13 protein-coding genes and 1 pseudogene are annotated in these 18,142 nt (G+C 71.2%); 7 read left to right on the forward strand and 7 right to left on the reverse strand.

The window, feature by feature from the left end:
- Positions 1–95 precede the first annotated feature (95 nt).
- Positions 96–413: pseudogene (locus tag AB0M99_RS23225) on the forward strand (coagulation factor 5/8 type domain-containing protein); the annotation flags it as partial.
- A gap of 84 nt (positions 414–497) precedes the next feature.
- Here the strand turns inward: AB0M99_RS23225 and AB0M99_RS23230 are convergent.
- Positions 498–1,997, reverse strand: a complete 1,500-nt coding sequence (locus AB0M99_RS23230) for a DUF2079 domain-containing protein (protein ID WP_365923350.1) — start codon at positions 1,995–1,997, stop codon at positions 498–500.
- A 395-nt stretch (positions 1,998–2,392) separates the two neighbouring features.
- Between AB0M99_RS23230 and AB0M99_RS23235 the strand changes: the two genes are divergently transcribed.
- The 3 genes from AB0M99_RS23235 to AB0M99_RS23245 are packed head-to-tail and all read left to right on the forward strand — an operon-like array spanning position 2,393 to position 5,984.
- Positions 2,393–3,730, forward strand: coding sequence for a discoidin domain-containing protein (locus AB0M99_RS23235; protein ID WP_365923352.1), 1,338 nt, complete (start codon positions 2,393–2,395; stop codon positions 3,728–3,730).
- Complete coding sequence (locus tag AB0M99_RS23240) at positions 3,730–4,998, forward strand: MFS transporter (RefSeq protein ID WP_365923354.1); 1,269 nt, start codon at positions 3,730–3,732, stop codon at positions 4,996–4,998. The genes AB0M99_RS23235 and AB0M99_RS23240 overlap by 1 nt, the downstream gene beginning before the upstream one ends.
- A complete protein-coding gene (locus AB0M99_RS23245; protein ID WP_365923356.1) occupies positions 4,995–5,984 on the forward strand; it encodes a hypothetical protein in 990 nt (329 codons plus the stop codon). The genes AB0M99_RS23240 and AB0M99_RS23245 overlap by 4 nt, the downstream gene beginning before the upstream one ends.
- 66 nt (positions 5,985–6,050) lie before the next feature.
- On the opposite strand, the gene AB0M99_RS23250 is transcribed toward AB0M99_RS23245, so the two are convergent.
- The 4 genes from AB0M99_RS23250 to katG form a co-directional block, all read right to left on the reverse strand.
- Positions 6,051–7,235 carry a cytochrome P450 gene (locus AB0M99_RS23250; RefSeq protein ID WP_365923358.1) on the reverse strand — a complete coding sequence of 395 codons (1,185 nt, stop codon included), beginning with the start codon at positions 7,233–7,235 and terminating at the stop codon, positions 6,051–6,053.
- Positions 7,225–7,932 carry a tRNA-dependent cyclodipeptide synthase gene (locus tag AB0M99_RS23255; protein ID WP_365923360.1) on the reverse strand — a complete coding sequence of 236 codons (708 nt, stop codon included), beginning with the start codon at positions 7,930–7,932 and terminating at the stop codon, positions 7,225–7,227. Before AB0M99_RS23255 ends, AB0M99_RS23250 begins: the two co-directional genes overlap by 11 nt.
- A gap of 248 nt (positions 7,933–8,180) precedes the next feature.
- Entirely contained in the window at positions 8,181–9,827 is a 1,647-nt protein-coding gene (locus tag AB0M99_RS23260) for a carbohydrate binding domain-containing protein (RefSeq protein ID WP_365923479.1), read from the reverse strand.
- 326 nt (positions 9,828–10,153) lie between these two features.
- Positions 10,154–12,385, reverse strand: coding sequence for a catalase/peroxidase HPI (gene katG / locus AB0M99_RS23265; RefSeq protein WP_365923362.1), 2,232 nt, complete (start codon positions 12,383–12,385; stop codon positions 10,154–10,156).
- A 191-nt stretch (positions 12,386–12,576) separates the two neighbouring features.
- On the opposite strand from katG, the gene AB0M99_RS23270 reads away from it, so the two are divergent.
- Positions 12,577–12,987, forward strand: coding sequence for a Fur family transcriptional regulator (locus AB0M99_RS23270; RefSeq protein ID WP_365923364.1), 411 nt, complete (start codon positions 12,577–12,579; stop codon positions 12,985–12,987).
- Between the two features lie 135 nt (positions 12,988–13,122).
- Here AB0M99_RS23270 and AB0M99_RS23275 read toward each other — a convergent pair whose 3' ends face one another.
- Positions 13,123–13,539, reverse strand: coding sequence for a hypothetical protein (locus AB0M99_RS23275; RefSeq protein ID WP_365923366.1), 417 nt, complete (start codon positions 13,537–13,539; stop codon positions 13,123–13,125).
- 566 nt (positions 13,540–14,105) lie between these two features.
- Between AB0M99_RS23275 and recQ the strand changes: the two genes are divergently transcribed.
- Both recQ and AB0M99_RS23285 read left to right on the forward strand, forming a co-directional pair.
- A complete protein-coding gene (gene recQ, locus AB0M99_RS23280; protein WP_365923368.1) occupies positions 14,106–16,100 on the forward strand; it encodes a DNA helicase RecQ in 1,995 nt (664 codons plus the stop codon).
- 77 nt (positions 16,101–16,177) lie between these two features.
- Entirely contained in the window at positions 16,178–17,002 is an 825-nt protein-coding gene (locus AB0M99_RS23285; RefSeq protein WP_365923370.1) for a 2OG-Fe(II) oxygenase, read from the forward strand.
- Here the strand turns inward: AB0M99_RS23285 and AB0M99_RS23290 are convergent, their stop codons facing one another.
- On the reverse strand, positions 17,003–17,950 hold the full coding sequence (locus AB0M99_RS23290) for a methionyl-tRNA formyltransferase (protein ID WP_365923372.1): 948 nt from the start codon (positions 17,948–17,950) through the stop codon (positions 17,003–17,005).
- Between the last annotated feature and the right edge of the window lie 192 nt (positions 17,951–18,142).

Here is an 18,142-nt window from a genome sequence, read left to right on the forward strand (position 1 = left end):
GGCAGTCGTCAGGCGCACTCGCGGCGTCAAGCCCGTCACCGCAAGGTAGACGGGAATCTCCTTCCTGAGCTTGCGAAGGGAGGAGAGCACTTCAACAGAACGAGATGCCCTACGACCCGCCGAACCAGGCCGCCTGGATGAACGGCTCCACCCGGGGCTACGCGGCGTACAAGGTCGCGGCCGGCGTGACCAGCCACCAGGCCTTCGGTCTCGGCAGCTACTGCTTCTTCAACGTCAACAGCAGCGTGACCGCCGAGCGGGCCTTCGAGGCGCCCGACCACCCGGACGTGCGCTTCCAGAGCATGGTGACCGTCTCCCTCGGCGGCACCGGGACCATCCGCCACGTCATCAACGGCCGGGGCGGTCCGTCCGACTCCTCCACCAACGTCGCCAACCTGGTGAGCCATCCGTAGGACCGCCCGCCGGATGCCGGCCCGCGGTCCGGGCACCCGCTCCAGGGTGCCCGGACCGTTCGGCCCACGGGGCCTGCAGTCCCCTCAGGGGCGCTTGAGCAGGACCACGCCGTCCCGCTCCACCACGGTCCGGTAGCCCTGGGCCCACGCCTGGTCGAGGGCCTCCGACTCACCGACGGCCGTCAGCGGCCAGCCGTGCGGGGCCTTGGTGTCCGCGAGGATCCACTGGGCCGTGTACCGCGAGCCCATGTCCGGGAAGCCGAGGCCGGTCACTTCGCAGTGGCTGGTGAGCTGCGGTACGAAGCGGTTCGACGCCGTCACGCTCGCCCCGTCGGGGATGTAGCCGATGACCGTACGCGCCGCCGTGACGTGCGGATCGTCCTTCCAGAGGCTGGGGAGCTGCCACAACGGGAACAGCGGCAGCATGATCAGCGCGACCGCGGCGGTGACGCCGAGGGACGCCCGCTGTGACCTCAGGGCGGCCTTGCGGACCCCCTCGTCACCCGCCTCGGCGGCGCGCCGTCGACGGACCAGCACGTCGACGAACGCCACGAAGACGATCGGCATCAGCACGGCGCTGTAGTGGAAGATCACGCCCCAGTAGGCCGTGTTACTGGAGACGAAACGCCAGCCCAGCGTCGGCAGGCACAGCAGGGCGATCGGGGAGCGCAGCGCCATGAACCCCGTGATGGCGGCCAGGAAGAGCAGCGTGACGACCTTGGGTTCGGGCGACACCAGTTGCAGGGGCAGCGTCAGGATGCGCTCAAGGGTGCTGCCGGACTCGGCCGCAGCCGGGTCGCTGCTGAGGAACTGCGTGTAGGCGTACCCGCTCCGGTTGACGGACGCGAGGACGACGAACATCTCCACGAGGGAGGCGGCGATGCCGAACGCCGCGGCCGCCAGGCCGAGCCGCCGGGAACCGCGCCAGGCGACGTACAGGCCGATCGCGGCCACCGTGAAGCCGAGGTCCTCCTTGACGAGGACCAGCGGCAGCGCCCACCAGACGGCCGCGCGCCACCGGCGCTCGCCCAGCGCGACCACCGAGAAGGCCAGCAGCGGTACGGCGAACGCGATCTCGTGGAAGTCGAAGACCACCGCCGAGGCGATCCCCCACGAGGCGCCGTAGGCGAGGCCGACCGTGACCGCGGCGGCCTTGCCGAGCTCGCGCTGGGCCCACCGGCAGAGCGGATACGCCGCGACGGCGAACAGGAACGCCTGGGCGACGAGGAGCGTGAGCGGCGAGGGCCAGATCCGGTAGAACGGCGCCAGCGTCGCGGTGATCGGGCTGAAGTGGTCCCCGAGGAGGTTGTAGCCGGGCCCCTTCAGCGAGGACACCGGCCAGTGGCCCCCGGCGTACGAGCGCACCGCCTGCTCGAAGATGCCCAGGTCGTAGCCGGTGGTGAGCATCAGGGCGTGGCGGCGGACCGAGAACACCGCGTACACCGCGAAGAGCACGGCCACCACGGCCGAGGGAAGAGCGGCCCCGCGCGCCCGTGCCCGCGCCCACGCGCGTGTACGGGAGCCGGATCCGGGGCTCGCGGGGGAGTCTTCCCGCGGCCGCTCAAGGACGGAAGATATCGACATGTATACCTATGGTCGGTCGTACGAAGGGGCGGGCCGAGGCCGGTGGCGCTGGTGACCCGGGCTCGGCCAATCAAGCCAAATCGGGCATACGGTCGATCCTAGCCCGTTCGCGCGAGGGCCTCGGCCTCTCGCGTGTCGCCGCCCGCCCGCCCCTGGCCGGCCGGCCCGCTCCCCGCGGATCAAAACCGGTTCGGGAAGGTCGAGTTGAACCACTGGTAGGAAACTTTCCTGTCCGCTACGCTCCCGGTCGGCGGCTTGGCGCGGTGCCAGATCCCCTGGGCATGACGCGCTCAGTGAGAGCTCTGACCCGGCCGCCGTGACGCCGCCCCCTGCCCGGAGGCGGTGGCCCGCACCGGAGTCCAGCTCTCGTCGCCCCCAGGACAGGGAGTCCAGGTATGCACCTGAAATCCTCCGCACCACCCCTCTTGTCCCGTACCGCCCTGATCGTCTTCACCGCGGTGCTCGCGCTCGTCAGCGGGCTCCTCCTCGCCTGGCCCGAACGGGCCGGGGCCGCCGCCGACCCGGTCATATCGCGGGGCAGGCCCGCCACCGCCTCCTCCGTCGAGAGCTCCTCGCTCGGCGCCGCGAACGCCTTCGACGGCGCCCCCGCAACCCGCTGGGCCAGCGCCGAGGGCAAGGATCCGCAGTGGATCCGGGTCGACCTCGGAGCCACCGCCACCATCTCCCGGGTCAGGCTGACCTGGGAGGCCGCGTACGCCAAGGCCTACCGGGTCGAGGTGTCCGCCGACGGGGCCACCTGGACCCCGCTGGCCGAGGAGAAGGCCGGCAACGGCGGTACCGACGACTGGGCCGGCCTCTCCGGCAAGGGCAGGTACGTGCGCGTGTACGGCACGGCGCGCGGTACGACGTACGGCTACTCGCTCTTCGAGGCCGAGGTGTACGGCACCGTCGACGGCGGGCCGCCTCCCACGGGAGCCTTCACGGTGGTCGCCGCCGGTGACATCGCCGCCCAGTGCACGGCCTCCGACAGCGGCTGCGCGCACCCCAAGACGGCGGCGCTCGCCCAGCAGATCAACCCGAAGTTCTACATGACGATGGGCGACAACCAGTACGACGACGCCCGGCTCTCCGACTTCCGCAACTACTACGACAAGACCTGGGGTGCCTTCAAGGCCAAGACCCGCCCGGCCCCGGGCAACCACGAGACCTACGACCCGGCCGGGTCCCTCGCCGGGTACAAGTCGTACTTCGGCAGCATCGCCTACCCCCAGGGCAAGAGCTACTACAGCTTCGACGAGGGCAACTGGCACTTCATCGCCCTCGACTCCAACTCCTTCGACCAGGCCGCCCAGATCGAGTGGCTCAAGGCCGACCTCGCCGCCAACGGCAAGCAGTGCATAGCCGCCTACTGGCACCACCCGCTGTACTCCTCCGGCGGCCACGGCAACGACCCGGTCTCCAAGCCGGTGTGGAAGATCCTCTACGCGGCCAAGGCCGACCTCGTCCTCAACGGGCACGACCACCACTACGAGCGGTTCGCCCCGCAGAACCCCGACGGCAAGGCGGCCGCCGACGGGATCGTGGAGATCGTCGGAGGCATGGGCGGCGCCGAGCCCTACCCGATCGAGCAGGTCCAGCCCAACAGCCAGAAGCGGATCAGCGGCCAGTACGGCGTGGTGAAGCTCGACTTCACCGACTCGGGCTACGGATGGACCTACGTCGGCACCGACGGGCAGGTCAAGGACACGAGCCCGAAGTACAGCTGCCACTGATGTACCTGGCCAACACCGGCCGCCCGGACGCGCCGCCCCGCACCGCAGGGGTCGGGCGGCGCGTCCCCGCCACCGTCATCGCGCTCGGCGCGGTCAGCCTCGTCACCGACGTCTCCTCCGAGATGGTCACGGCGGTGCTGCCGCTCTACCTCGTCCTGGGCCTCGGCCTGTCCCCGCTCCAGTTCGGCTTCCTCGACGGCATGTTCAACGGCGCGACCGCGCTCGTGCGGCTCCTCGGCGGGCACCTCGCCGACCGCGGCGGCCGCCACAAGCGGGTCGCCGGAGCCGGCTACCTGATCTCCGCGCTGTCCCGGCTCGGCCTGCTCCTCGCCGGCAGCGCCACCGGGGGGATCGCCGCCTCCCTCGCCGCCGACCGGCTCGGCAAGGGCATCCGCACCGCCCCGCGCGACGCGCTGATCTCGCTCAGCGGCCCGCCGGAGACGCTCGGCCGGGCCTTCGGCGTGCACCGCGCCATGGACACCACCGGTGCGCTCCTCGGCCCGCTCGTCGCCTTCGCCGTGCTGTGGGCGACCGCCGACGCCTACGACGCCGTGTTCGCCGTCAGCTTCTGCACGGGGCTGCTCGGCGTGCTCCTGCTCGTCCTCTACGTCCCGGCCGCCCCGGCGGCGACCGGGCTCCCGTCGACCGCTCCGGTCCCCGTGCGGGCGACCCTGCCCCGGCCGAAGCCCCTGCGCTCTCCCGCCTTCCGCCGGGTCCTGTACGCGGCGGTCCTGCTCGGCGCCGCCACCATCGGCGATGCCTTCCTCTACCTGCTGATCCAGCGCGGCCTCGACCTGCCGCCCGTGCTGTTCCCGCTGCTGCCGCTCGGCGCCGCCGCCGGGTACCTGCTGCTCGCCGTCCCGGTGGGCAGGCTCGCCGACCGTACGGGGCGACGGCTGCCGTTCCTGCTCGGGCACGCCGCCCTGCTCGGTGCCTACGCGGTGCTGCTCCTCCCCGTCGCCTGGCCGACCGTGGTGGTGGTGCTCGGACTCCTGGCCGTCTTCTACGCCTCCACCGACGGGGTCCTGATGGCACTGGCCAGCCCCGTACTGCCCGCCCACGGCCGGGCGGGCGGTCTCGCGGTCCTGCAGACCGGCCAGGCGCTGGCCCGGCTCGTCGGCGCGGCCGGGTTCGGGGCCGCCTGGACCTTCTGGGGGCAGGGTCCCGCCCTGTGGACGGCGGCGCTCGCGCTGGCCGTGGCGCTCGCGGCCGCCTGGCGCGTCCTGCCCGCCCCGGCCCCCGCCCACGACGCCCCGGAGGCACCGTGAAACCCCGCCCGCGACAACTGCGCTCCGCCCTGGTCCTGCTGGCCGTGCTCCTCCTCGCGGGCGGCTCGCTGGGCTACGTACTGCACGCCAGGAACCGCGAACTGCCGTCCCGGCCGTCCGCCGGGGACGGCTCCTTCGGGCTCGCCGAGCCCGGGCTCTACTTCCGCGACTCGGCCACCGGGCTGGTGGCCCGCCAGAGCGGCTCCGGCGGGCCGCGCGTGACGGGAGGCCCCTCCTGCGAGCGCTTCTACACCGCGGGGGACCGCGCCCTGTGCCTGCGCAAGCTGCCCGGCATCCCGGCCCGCACGCAGGCCCTCGTACTCGACGGGCAGCTGCGCGAGGTCAACCGCGCGACCGTCCCCGGCATCCCCAACCGGGCCCGCGTCTCGGCCTCGGGGCACCTGCTGTCCTGGACGACGTTCGCTACCGGCGACTCCTACGCCACCTCCGCCTTCTCCACCCGGACCTCCATCCTGGACCTGCGCACCGGCTATCTGATCAAGTCGATGGAGGAGATCCCGCTGACCGTCGACGGGGCCCGCTACCACGCCCCCGACGTCAACTACTGGGGAGTGACCTTCGCCGCGGACGACAACCGCTTCTACGCCACCGTCTCGTCCAGGGGCCGTACCCACCTCGTCGAGGGCGACCTGCGGAACTGGTCGGCGAAGGCCCTGCGCGAGAACGCGGAATGCCCGTCGCTGTCGCCCGACAACACCCGCATCGCCTTCAAGAAGAAGGTCTCCGACGACCCCGCGGCGCCCTGGCGGCCGTACGTCCTGGACCTGGCGACCATGAACGAACACCCGCTGGCCGAGTCGCACAGCGTCGACGACCAGGCGGCCTGGCTCGACGACACGACCGTCGGCTACGCCCTGCCGGGACGCGACGGACGCGCGAGCGACATCTGGTCGGTCCCCGCGGACGGCACGGGCGAACCCCGCCTCATCGTGCCCGGAGGCTCCTCGCCGGCCTCGGTGAGATGACGCGGGACGCAGCGGCACGGGACCCCGGCCGGGAGATCCGGCCGGGGTCCCGCCGTAGCGGCGGTGCTACCAGAGCACGGGGAGGCGCTCCGGCAGGCGCTTCATGAAGCGGGTGCGCCAGACGAGCTGGTCGATCGGCACGGCGAGCTGGAGGCCCGGCATCTTCTCCAGCAGGACCTCGATGGCGATCTCGGCGTGCTTCTTGCCGAGGGCGGTGGCGGGGCAGTAGTGCTGTCCGCCGCCGAAGGACAGGTGCGTGCCGGCGTTCTCCCGGTCGATGTCCACGACGTGGGGGTCGGGGAACACGGCCGGGTCGGTGTTGGCGGCCTCGACCAGGACGAGGAGGAGTTCGCCCTTCTTCACCTCGACGTCCCCGAGGGTGACGTCTTCGAGGGCGAGGCGGGGCAGGCCGTCACCGATGGAGAGGTTGATCCGCAGCAGTTCGTCCACGGCGGCGGGGATCTTCTCGGGCGCCTTCAGCAACTGCTCCCAGACGTCCGGGTGCTGGAGGAGCGAGACGACGGCCATGGTGAGGAAGCCCATGGTGGAGATGACTCCGGCACCGAAGAGGGTGACGCCGACCGTGGCGAGCATCTCGTCCGTCAGGTGGGCGTACCCCGGGTCCCCGCGCAGGGCGGCGAGCTCGGCGACGAGGCCGGTGGTGGCGGGGTCGTCGAGGCGCTCCACCATGTAGGCGATGTCCCGGTCCCAGTTCAGGCGGGCGCCGGTGATGGGGCAGGCGGAGTTCATGAACGCGATGTCGAGGCTGGCGGCCAGGCGCGGGGCGTCGGCCTCGGGTATGCCGAGGATGCGGCAGTGCAGGTTCTCGGCGTACGGGTTGGTGAACCGGCCGCGCAGGTCGACCGGCGCCCCGTGGCTCAGGAGGCCGTCGACGAGGGTGGCGGCCTGGGTGCGCATCCAGTCGGTGAGGCCGTCGGTCCTGGGGTTGATCGCCTTGAGGACGGCCTTGCGGAGCCCGGCGCCGGTGATGTTGCCCATGTTGTTGACGACCTCGGGCGGGATCGTCAGGGCGTACTGGCGGGGTACGCCGGGGGCCGAGGTGTCCTTGAGGCTGAATCTGGGATCTTCGAGTACCTGCTTGCACAGTTCGTAGGAGGAGACGAGCCAGGCTTCGTCCCCGGCGATCGTGCGAACCCGCTTGACGGGTTCGCCGCGCAGCGCCTCGACCTCGGCCGGGAGCCGGTCCCCGCGCGCGGAGAACGGGAAGTCGAGCAGCGTGTCAGCGGGCATCGGAGTCTCCTTCGGCGGGGGTGATGACGGCGTGGCCCTGGTTGCGCGAGGCGCGCAGGCCCGAGCCGCGCGAGTAGAGCAGTTCCGCCATCGGCAGGAGCTGGTGGTAGCAGTTGAGGGAGGACGGCACGCCGAGGATGGCCGGGGTGTCGAGGAAGAGCGGGGCCTCGGCGCAGACGTACTTGAGGCAGACCTCGCGCTGGCGGGTGGTGGCGGTCTTCCCGTCCAGGACCTTGGAGGAGAGGAAGGCGTCGACGAGGGAGTTGCAGGTGGCCCGGAACTCCGGGTCGTCGTCGAGCAGGGAGTTCAGGTGGTCGTGAAGGGTGCGGTAGGCGCGGATGCCGGTGAGGGACGACATGGGGCGCGCGCGGAGGCGGGTGCCGGTGGGGTCGGCTTCGGTGGCGGCGTTGTTGACCTTGGCGCGGACGCCGCGCAGGTTCTTCACGGCCTTGCGCCGTGCTTCGTCCGGGGCGTAGCCGAGGGCTTCGTACATGTCGTCCACGTGCAGGTCGGTGTAGATGAGGTCGACCTGGCGGAAGTTGCGCACGCCCCACTGGGCGAGGTCGATGACGCGCTGGGCGGAGAAGTAGCTGTTCCCCGGTGAGACGCCTATGACGGCGTGTTCGCCTTCGGTGTGGATCACCTGGCAGTGCGGGGTGTACGGCCGGACTATGAAGACTTCGGTTGCTGTCGTCAACAGGTGTCGGTCCTCTGCACCGCTAGTCCCGTGGGGCCCTGTGCCCAAGGTGTGGCGGTGGTGTGAAGGAAGGTACCCGAACGGTGGGCGGCATTCCATGACTTCCGGGCGGTAACTCACCTGCCGGACAACACAGTTGTCGAGGGGGTTGGCAGGGCGTGCCAAGACGGCGGCGCCCGGCCGGGGGATCCCCGGTCGGGCGCCTGGTCAGGCGGTGGCGGGCGGGCCGCAGCTCCGCACGGTCCGGATCAGCCGGTGAAGCCCGCCGTGATGGAGGTGAACTGCCAGTCGCTCTGGGCGATGCCGGAACAGGTCTCCTGGAGTCCGCCGCCGGGGCAGCCGCGGTCGCGGTTGACGGACCAGAAGGCGAGGCGGGCGATGTGGTGGGAGTTGGCCCAGTTGCGGATGTCGGTCCAGTTCTGGATGGTGGTGGTCTCCTGGGTGTCGCTGATGCCGTTCATGCCCGAGATGCCGATGTGGGAGTAGGCGGTGGCGTCGTCCCAGCCGAAGGCCGACTTGAGCTTGGTCTTGAGGCCCTCGGTCGCGCTCACGGTGCTGGCGTACATGTCGGTCGAGGCGTTGCCGAAGTCGAACGGCATGATGGTGAAGACGTCGATGTCGGCGCCCAGCGCCTTGGCCCGGTCGATCAGGCGGTTGCCCCACGAGGTCGGGCCCGTGGTGCTGGTGCCGAAGGTGAGGATGGTCTTCAGGCCGGGGTTGTTCTGCTTGACGATCTTGAGCGCGCCGAGGATCCGGTCCTGGACCACGGCGTTCTCGAACTCGTCGGTGTTCTCGATGTCGACGTCGATGGCCTTGAGCCCGTAGGCGTTGATCACCTGCTGGTAGGCGCCCGCCAGGGCTTCCGCGGAGGTGCAGTTGGGGCCGAGCTTGTTGCCCTGCCAGCCGCCGATGGACGGAACGATGTCGCCGCCCGCGGCCCGGATCGAGTTGATGGTGCTCTGGTCCACGCCGCCGGTCAGCGCCCGCTGGCCGTCCCAGGCGGGGTTGCATCCGCCGGAGGAGAGGATGAAGGCCATGGTGAACCACTTCGCGCCGGTGGCGTTCATGACCGTGGTCGCGCTCGGCGGGTTGCCCCAGCCGAGGTAGAGGTAGGGCGCGGCCTGCTTGAAGCCGGTGGGTGCGGTCCCGTTGTCGGTGGTGACGGTGGCGGCGTTGGAGGCCGGCGAGGTGTTGCCCGCCAGGTCGCGCGCCCGGACGGTGAACGTGTACGCGGTGTCGGGGCTCAGGCCGGCGACCGTGCCGCTGGTGGTGGTGGACGTGGCCACCTTGGCGGCGCCCTGGTAGATGTCGTACCCGGTGACGCCCACGTTGTCGGTGGAGGCCGTCCAGGCGAGCGAGACGCTGGAGGAGGTCTTGCCGGTGGAGGAGAGGCTGCCCGGGGTGGTCGGGGCCACCGTGTCGGTGCTGCCGCCGGGTCCCTCCAGGGTCACGTCGTCGGCGTAGTAGGTGCCCTGTCCGTACCAGCCGTTGAGGTAGATCTCGGCGCTGGTCTGGGAGGCGCCGGTGGTGAAGGAGACGGTGAGCTTGGTGTACGCGGTGGCGGAGGGGGTCCAGGTGGATGCGCCGCCGGTGACGCCGAGGTACACGTAGCTGCCGCGGACCCAGGCGGACAGCGTGTAGGCGGTGTTCGGCCGGACGGCGACGGTCTGGGTGCACTTGGCGTTGTCGGCCGAACCGGCCGCCCCGGCCAGGGCCTTGCTGCCGCCGTGCACGGGGGAGCCCACGACGGAGCCGAGGCCCCCGCTGCAGGACCAGCCGGCCGTGGTGCCGGCCTCGAAGTCGCCGTTCGCGAGGAGGTTGGCGCCGAACGCGGAGCCGGGTGCGCTCAGCACCGCGGCCGCGCCGAGCAGGGTGGCGCCGAGGCCGCAGGCCAACCGGGTACGGGTACGGGTACGGGTACGGGTACGCAAGAAATGCCTCCGTGGGGGGAAGGGGAGCAGCACGAAACGTGCCTTGCAGCCGCTGTGAAGGCGCGGGGGAGATGGGGGGAGCCCCGCTTCTGGCCCAACCTGTGGGTCGGGCGGGGCAGTTGACTCCTCGACCGCCCCGTGGCTGGGAACCTATTCCTCCGGATGGGTGGCCGTCAACAGGTCTGGACCAACTTGACGGACTGCCGGGCGCGTACCGACTGAAAAGCGTCCGGGCCGGGCCGGTGTGGGCCGGCCGGGCCTGGACGCTGCGATCAGATGGATCGGACGGATCAGACGAGGTCGAACCGGTCGAGGTTCATGACCTTGTCCCACGCGGCGACGAAGTCCTTGACGAACTTCTGCTTCGCGTCGTCGCTCGCGTAGACCTCCGCGAGCGCGCGCAGCTCGGAGTTCGACCCGAAGACCAGGTCGGCGCGGCTGCCGGTCCACTTGACCCGGCCCGTCGCGGAGTCGCGGCCCTCGAAGGTGTTCGCGTCCTCGGACGTCGCCGTCCACGTCGTGCCCAGGTCGAGCAGGTTCACGAAGAAGTCGTTGGTCAGCGACCCGGGGGTCGCGGTGAGGGCGCCGAGCGCCGACTGCTGGTGGTTCGCGCCGAGGACGCGCAGGCCGCCGACGAGGACCGTCATCTCGGGGGCGCTCAGGTTCAGCAGGTTCGCCCGGTCGATCAGCAGGTACTCGGCCGGGAGCCGGTTGCCCTTGCCGAGGTAGTTGCGGAACCCGTCGGCGGTCGGTTCCAGCGCCGCGAACGACTCCACGTCGGTCTGCTCCTGCGAGGCGTCCACCCGGCCCGGGGCGAAGGGCACCTGGACGTCGGAGCCGGCGTCCTTGGCCGCCTGCTCGACGGCGGCGGCGCCGGCGATCACGACCAGGTCGGCGAGCGAGACGCGCTTGCCGTCGGACTGGGCCGAGTTGAAGGCGTCCTGAATGCCCGTCAGGGTACGCAGCACCGTCGCCAGCTGGTCGGGCTCGTTGACCTCCCAGCCGCTCTGCGGCTGGAGGCGGATGCGCGCACCGTTGGCACCGCCGCGCTTGTCGCTGCCGCGGAAGGAGGACGCGGCCGCCCACGCGGCGGACACGAGCTGGGACACCGACAGGTCCGAGGCGAGGACCTGCTCCTTGAGGGAGGCGACGTCGGCGGCGTCGACGAGCTCGTGCGTCACCGCGGGCAGCGGGTCCTGCCACAGCAGCGTCTCGGCCGGGACCTCCGGTCCGAGGTAGCGCACGGCCGGGCCCATGTCGCGGTGGGTCAGCTTGTACCAGGCGCGGGCGAAGGCGTCGGCGAACTCGGCGGGGTTCTCGTGGAAGCGCCGGGAGATCAGCTCGTACGCCGGGTCGATGCGCAGCGAGAGGTCGGTCGTCAGCATGGTCGGGGCGTGGCTCTTGGACGGGTCGTGGGCGTCGGGCACGGTACCCGCCCCGGCACCGTCCTTCGGCCGCCACTGGTGCGCCCCGGCGGGGCTCTTGAACAGCTCCCACTCGTATCCGAAGAGGATGTCGAAGAAGCTGTTGTCCCAGGTGATCGGGGTGTTCGTCCAGATGCCCTCAAGGCCGCTGGTGATGGCGTCGCCGCCCTTGCCGGTGCCGAAGGAGTTGCTCCAGCCCAGGCCCTGCGCCTCCAGCGGGGCGGCCTCGGGGTCGGCGCCCACGCTCTCCGCCGGGCCCGCGCCGTGGGTCTTGCCGAAGGTGTGGCCGCCGGCTATCAGGGCGACCGTCTCCTCGTCGTTCATCGCCATCCGGCGGAACGTCTCGCGGATGTCGCGCGCCGCGGCGATCGGGTCCGGGGTGCCGTTCGGGCCCTCCGGGTTGACGTAGATGAGGCCCATCTGCACCGCGCCGAGGGGGTTCTCCAGCTCCCGGTCGCCGGTGTAGCGCTCGTCGTCGAGCCAGGTGGTCTCGGGACCCCAGTAGACGTCCTCGTCGGGCTCCCAGACGTCCGCGCGACCGCCGCCGAAGCCGAAGGTGCGCAGGCCCATCGACTCCAGGGCGACGTTGCCGGCGAGGATCATGAGGTCGGCCCACGAGATGCTCTGGCCGTACTTCTTCTTCACCGGCCACAGCAGGCGGCGGGCCTTGTCGAGGTTGCCGTTGTCCGGCCAGCTGTTCAGCGGGGCGAAGCGCTGCTGGCCGGCCCCGGCGCCGCCGCGGCCGTCGCTGATGCGGTAGGTGCCCGCGCTGTGCCACGCCATGCGGATCATGAGGGGGCCGTAGTGGCCGAAGTCGGCGGGCCACCAGTCCTGCGAGGTCGTCAGGACCTCGGCTATGTCCTGTTTCACGGCCGGGAGGTCGAGGGCCTCGAACGCCGCGGCGTAGTCGAACTCCTCGCCGAGCGGGTTGGCCACGGCCGGGTTCTTGGCGAGGATCTTCAGGTTGAGCCGATCCGGCCACCACTGGCGGTTTCCGCCGCCTTGGGTCGGGTGCGGGGCGCGCTCGTGCGCGACGGGGCAGCCGCCCGAGGCCTCCGCCTTGGCGTCTACGACGATTGCATCATGGTTCTCAGACATGGGAATCCTTCCGGACCAGCTGGATCACGGTGCTCAGGAATTGCATACGGTCCCTTGGCTATCAACGAAACCGATCCTACGATGGACAGAATCCAAGTCAAGAAGAACACCAAGCCCATATTCAATCGGACCCCGGACGTCCACCGGTAAACTTCGGGGTATCCCGCCTGACCTGAATAAGGTGAGCCGATATGAGTGACCTGCTGGAGCGGCTGCGAGGGCGCGGCTGGCGGATGACATCCCAGCGGCGTGTCGTCGCGGAGGTTCTCGACGGCGACCACGTGCACCTCACGGCGGACGAGGTGCACGCCCGCGCGGTCCAGCGGCTGCCGGAGATCTCCCGGGCGACCGTCTACAACGCCCTGGGCGAACTGGTCTCCCTCGGTGAGGTCGTGGAGGTCTCCACCGACGGCCGCGCCAAGCGTTACGACCCCAACGCGCACCACCCGCACGCGCACCTCGTCTGCTCGAACTGCGGACTCATCCGCGACGTCCATCCGACCGGGAGCCCGCTGGCCGACCTCCCGGAGGGGGAGCGGTTCGGCTTCACGGTGTCCGAAGCCGAGGTCACCTACCGCGGGCTGTGCCCGGACTGCGGATAAGGAATCCCGAGCCGTTCTCCATACGGGTTCCGGCCAGTGGCCAATTTCGTGCAGCAGGCAGAACGGAAGGCGCCCGACGGACGAAAGCCCGGGTCAGGCGCCTTCTTTTGTGCCTCTATTTGTTTTCCCGAGAGGTCACCGCAGGCCGGAGAGCCTGAAGACCGTCCGGGCGGTCTCGCGGTCGATGCGCCGCGCCAGCCGGCGCATCGCGGTCGCGCCGCAGAGCAGGGTGCCGCGCTCGGCGGAGGCGAGGGCGTCCGTGTCGAGGCACCGCCACAGGGCCGGGTTGCGGACGAGGACGTTCGGGTCGATCTCCACGCGGCCCCCGTCCGTGTCCCGGAGGACCAGCCGCTGGGCCACCCCGTCGGACCGGCGGACCGAGACGAGGCGGTCGGTACGCACGCTGTGCTCCACCAGCAGTCCGCGGGCGGCCAGGAGGCCGGGCCGGGCGCGGACCCGGGGCGGCAGCAGGACCACGAGGAGGAGCGTGGCCGGGCCGGCCCGGAAGGAGCCCCGGACCACATCGAGCCTGCCCGCGCCCGCGTCGACCACGACCAGGGCGGTGAACAGCAGGGCGGCGGTGCCGGTCGCCGCCCGCCGCCGGTCGCGGACGGCCGCGTCCGGTGACGTGGTGGACGTATTCGCGCGTCAGCCGGAAGCCGGACGTCCAGGCCGGCAGCCTGCTCGCCCGGTCGTCGCACGAGCAGCACCATCTCGCGGTGCGTCCTCGGGCTCGCACATCGGCGGTCGGACCGGCGACGCAGCACAGGGCGAGGGGTTCGCGGCGGCGATCGGGGACCGTGACGACCGCGATGTCCCCGTAGGCGCTGCCGAGGAAGCAGGTGCAGGCCACGGAGCGGATCCGGCCCCCGGCGAAGGCGGCCCACGTGTGGCCGGAGGCGGCGAGCCCGGCCGGCGCGTACGGGGCGAGGTGCTGCACGACCGCTACCGCGTCCTGACCCTGGAGGGCTCCAGCATCCCCAACGCGCTGGCCGCGCTCCTGCTGCACGTACGGGACGAGACCGGGCAGCGGCCCCGGCCGGCCCCGGCCGGGGAGGTTGTCCACAGGTTCGGGCGGATGGAGCCGGGGTGTCGGCGGGTGCCGTTAGGCTTCGGGAATGGCTCTTCCGGACGCTTCCCCCGAGATCTCCGATGCTCTGACGGTGCTGCACCGCGTCTTCGGCTACAGCTCCTTCCGCGGTGAGCAGCAGGAGATCATCGAGCAGGTCGTCGGGGGCGGTGACGCCCTCGTACTGATGCCGACCGGCGGCGGCAAGTCGCTCTGCTACCAGATCCCGGCGCTGGTCAGAGAAGGCACGGGCGTCGTGATCTCGCCGCTCATCGCGCTGATGCAGGACCAGGTGAACGCGCTCACCGCCCTCGGCGTGCGGGCCGGATTCCTCAACTCCACGCAGGACCCGTACGAGCGGCAGGCCGTCGAGCAGGCCTTCCTCGCGGACGAGCTGGACCTGCTCTACCTGGCTCCCGAGCGGCTGCGCACCGAGAGCGCGCAGCGGCTCCTCGACCGGGGCAAGGTCTCGCTCTTCGCGATCGACGAGGCGCACTGCGTCGCCCAGTGGGGCCACGACTTCCGGCCGGACTACCTCGCGCTGTCCATGCTGCACGAGCGCTGGCCGAAGGTGCCGCGGATCGCGCTGACCGCGACGGCCACCGAGGCCACCCACGCCGAGATCGTCGAACGGCTCGGCCTGCAGGACGCCCGGCACTTCGTCGCCAGTTTCGACCGGCCGAACATCCAGTACCGCATCGCCCCGAAGAACAACCCGCTCAAGCAACTGCTGGAGCTGATCCGGACCGAGCACGACGGCGACGCGGGGGTCGTCTACTGCCTCTCGCGGGCATCGGTGGAGAAGACCGCGGCCTTCCTCGTGGAGCAGGGCATCGAGGCGGTGGCCTACCACGCCGGCATGGACTCCCGTACGCGGGCCGAGAACCAGGCGCGCTTCCTGCGGGAGGACGGGGTCGTGGTGGTGGCCACGATCGCCTTCGGCATGGGCATCGACAAGCCGGACGTGCGCTTCGTGGCACACCTGGACCTGCCGAAGTCGGTCGAGGGCTACTACCAGGAGACGGGCCGCGCCGGCCGCGACGGCGAGCCGGCCACGGCGTGGCTGGCCTACGGCCTGCAGGACGTGGTCCAGCAGCGCAAGCTCATCGACGGCTCCGAGGGCGACGACACGCACCGCCGGTCGCTCGGCATGCACCTGGACGCCATGCTCGCGCTGTGCGAGACGGTCGACTGCCGCCGGGTGCGGCTGCTGGAGTACTTCGGGCAGACCGGCGCCCCCTGCGGCAACTGCGACACGTGCCTGACGCCGGCCGAGTCCTGGGACGGGACGGTCGCCGCGCAGAAGCTGCTGTCCACGGTGTGGCGGCTCTCGAAGGAACGGCGCCAGAAGTTCGGCGCCGGCCAGATCATCGACATCCTTCAGGGCAAGAAGACGGCCAAGGTCATCCAGTTCGACCACGACGGGCTCTCGGTGTTCGGCGTCGGGTCGGACCTGAGCACCGCGGAGTGGCGCGGGGTCGTGCGCCAGCTGCTGGCGCTGCGGCTCCTGGCGGTGGAGGGCGAGTACGGGACGCTCGTGCTGACGGAGGAGAGCGGCGAGGTCCTCGGAGGGCGCCGCAGCGTCCCCATGCGGAAGGAGAAGGCGGTCTCCGGCCCGTCCCGCAAGGAGTCCGGGTCCCGCTCGGGGAAGGGTGCCCGCGTACCGGTCGACCTGCCGGCCGGGGCCGAGCCGGTCTTCCTGGCCCTTCGTGCCTGGCGGGCCGCGACGGCGCGGGACCAGGGCGTACCGGCGTACGTCGTCTTCCACGACGCGACGCTGCGGGAGATCGCGACCCGGCTCCCCGCCACGGTCGAGGAGCTGGCGACCATCGGCGGGGTCGGCGAGGCCAAGCTCACCAAGTACGCCGAGGGCGTCCTCGACACCCTGGCGGAGTGCAGCGCGGCCGATCCCGCCCCGCAGGCCCCTGCCGTGCCGGCTCCGGCAGCGCCCGCCCCGGCGGCGCGGCCCGCGGGGCCCGACCCCGAGGAGCCGCCCTTCGACCTGGACGAGGAGATGGACCCGCCCTGGGACGACTGGGAGTAGCCGGACCGGGGGCGTACTCCTGTGCGCCCCATGTGCTCCTTCGACGGCTCCGGCCGCCGCGCGTACGGTTCCGGGCCATGAGCGGATACGCGATGGAACCGGCCATGCCGACGGAAATCGGCGCCCAGGTCCTGCCTCCCACCGACCGGTGGTCCACGACCTCCGTGGTACCCGCGCCGGTCTGCCGTTTGGAGAACTTCCTCGGCGCGGAACGTGCCGGCGCACTGCTGGCGTACGCGATCTCCCGGCAGGGCGACTTCAACACGGGAACGGTCCTGGACCCCCTGTCGGGCCAGGTCTCCCGCAAGGGCCGCAGCTCGCTGGTCCTGCCCGTGACCAGCTCCGTGTTCAGCGGGCACCTCGCGGACTGCCTGCCGCTCGTCCAGGAGGTCCTCGGGCACCGGGCCACGCTCACGCAGACCCTGACGGTTCTGACGGCGCACGGCGAAGGAGGGCACTACGGCATCCACACCGACGCCTCACGGGTCCGCGACGTCAGCACGGCCCTGTCCGCGGTGTACTACCTGCACGGCAAGCCCCGCGGCTTCGCCGGCGGCCAACTCCGGCTGTACGACACCCTGCTCGACGAAGGCTCCGCCCGGCCGGCGGAGTCGTACCGCACCATCGAACCCGAGCACGACACCATCGTGTTCTTCCCGGCCGGCGCCTTCCACGAGGTCGTACCGTCCACCTGCCCCAGCGGGCGGTTCGCCGACCACCGGTTCACGCTCACGACGTGGATCAGCGGCTCCGGGTCCGCATCGCCGGTGACCGGCACCCCGTCCGGGATATGGGAGTGGATGGCCCGTGCGGCCGAACACACCCGCCCGCTCGCGGACGTCACGCGGGACCACGACGGCGCCAGTCCCGTCGACCTCCCGGCGCCGCGCCGCCGCCCGTAGTCAGGGCCGGCCGGTCAGATAGCCGCCCATGGAGGTGAAGTACTCCGTCGCGGGCAGCTCCCGCCCGTCCTCGGTCCGTACCCGGGTGATGGCCAGCCCGTGGTTGCGGCCGGTGCGGGCGTCGGCGCCCGCGACGATCACCACGCCGTCGCCCTCGCGGTAGAAGACGCGCCCGGGCGTGCCGCCGTACCGGCCCTGGGACACGCACGCGGCCAGCACTTCGAGCCGCCTTCCCTTGTGGAAGGTGAAGGCGCTGGGGTACGGCTCGGACTGGGCGCGGACCAGGCGGTCGAGGTCCTCCGCGGGCCAGGTCCAGTCAATGCGGCTGTCCTCGACGGAGCGCTTGTGGAAGAAGCTCGCCTGCGAGCGGTCCTGTTTGATGAACTCCGTGCGTCCGGAGGCGATGAGGTCGAGGGCGCCGACGGTGACCGGGGCGATGAGGTCGACGGTCCGGTGGAAGAGGTCGGTGGCGGTGTCCTTCGGCCCCACCGGTACGGCCTCCTGCCGCACGATGTCGCCGGCGTCGAGTTCGTCGTTCATCATGTGCGCGGTGACGCCCACTTCGGTCTCCCCGTTGATCAGCGCCCAGATCAGCGGGGAGAAGCCGGCGTACTTCGGCAGCAGTGCGTCGTGCACGTTCAGCGTGCCGTGGCGCGGGAGCCCGAAGACGCGCGGGGGGAGCCAGGTGCGCCAGTTGTTGGCCACGATGATGTCCGGGTCGGCCGCCTTGAGGCGCTCGAACAGCTCGTCGTCGTCGGGCCGGTTGCGGATCAGCACCGGGACGCCGTGCTCTTCGGCGAGGTCGGCGACGGAGTCGCTCCAGATCTTCTCGTAGGCGTGCTCGCTCTTGGGGTGCGTCACGACCAGTACCACGTCGTGCTCGGAGTCCAGGAGGGCTTGCAGGGTGCGGTGCCCCCAGGTCTGGTAGCCGAACATGACGACCCGCATGGGTTCCTCCTTGGAGCAGGGGGTTTGGCCAAAGTCGAGTAAAGCAAGCCTTACCTAACTCTGCAACGGGGCCCATGCGTAAGGGAGTTGATGATCGCCCGCAATCCGGCTGTCCGGTTTGTCTATCGACAGTTCCGCTTAACCAAGCTTAGCCTTGCCTAAGTTCGACCGACGGCTGCCTGCCTCCCCGGT

This window comes from Streptomyces sp. NPDC051183 (assembly GCF_040682455.1).
Classification (GTDB): Bacteria; Actinomycetota; Actinomycetes; order Streptomycetales; family Streptomycetaceae; genus Streptomyces.

Bases quoted from the DNA above. Each gene is read 5' to 3' on its own strand.
- AB0M99_RS23235 (WP_365923352.1), top strand. From the start codon at position 2,393: ATGCACCTGAAATCCTCCGCACCACCCCTCTTGTCCCGTACCGCCCTG.
- katG (WP_365923362.1), bottom strand. From the start codon at position 12,385: ATGTCTGAGAACCATGATGCAATCGTCGTAGACGCCAAGGCGGAGGCC.
- AB0M99_RS23270 (WP_365923364.1), top strand. From the start codon at position 12,577: ATGAGTGACCTGCTGGAGCGGCTGCGAGGGCGCGGCTGGCGGATGACA.
- recQ (WP_365923368.1), top strand. From the start codon at position 14,106: ATGGCTCTTCCGGACGCTTCCCCCGAGATCTCCGATGCTCTGACGGTG.
- AB0M99_RS23290 (WP_365923372.1), bottom strand. From the start codon at position 17,950: ATGCGGGTCGTCATGTTCGGCTACCAGACCTGGGGGCACCGCACCCTG.
- AB0M99_RS23250 (WP_365923358.1), bottom strand. From the start codon at position 7,235: ATGCCCGCTGACACGCTGCTCGACTTCCCGTTCTCCGCGCGCGGGGAC.
- AB0M99_RS23240 (WP_365923354.1), top strand. From the start codon at position 3,730: ATGTACCTGGCCAACACCGGCCGCCCGGACGCGCCGCCCCGCACCGCA.
- AB0M99_RS23285 (WP_365923370.1), top strand. From the start codon at position 16,178: ATGAGCGGATACGCGATGGAACCGGCCATGCCGACGGAAATCGGCGCC.
- AB0M99_RS23230 (WP_365923350.1), bottom strand. From the start codon at position 1,997: ATGTCGATATCTTCCGTCCTTGAGCGGCCGCGGGAAGACTCCCCCGCG.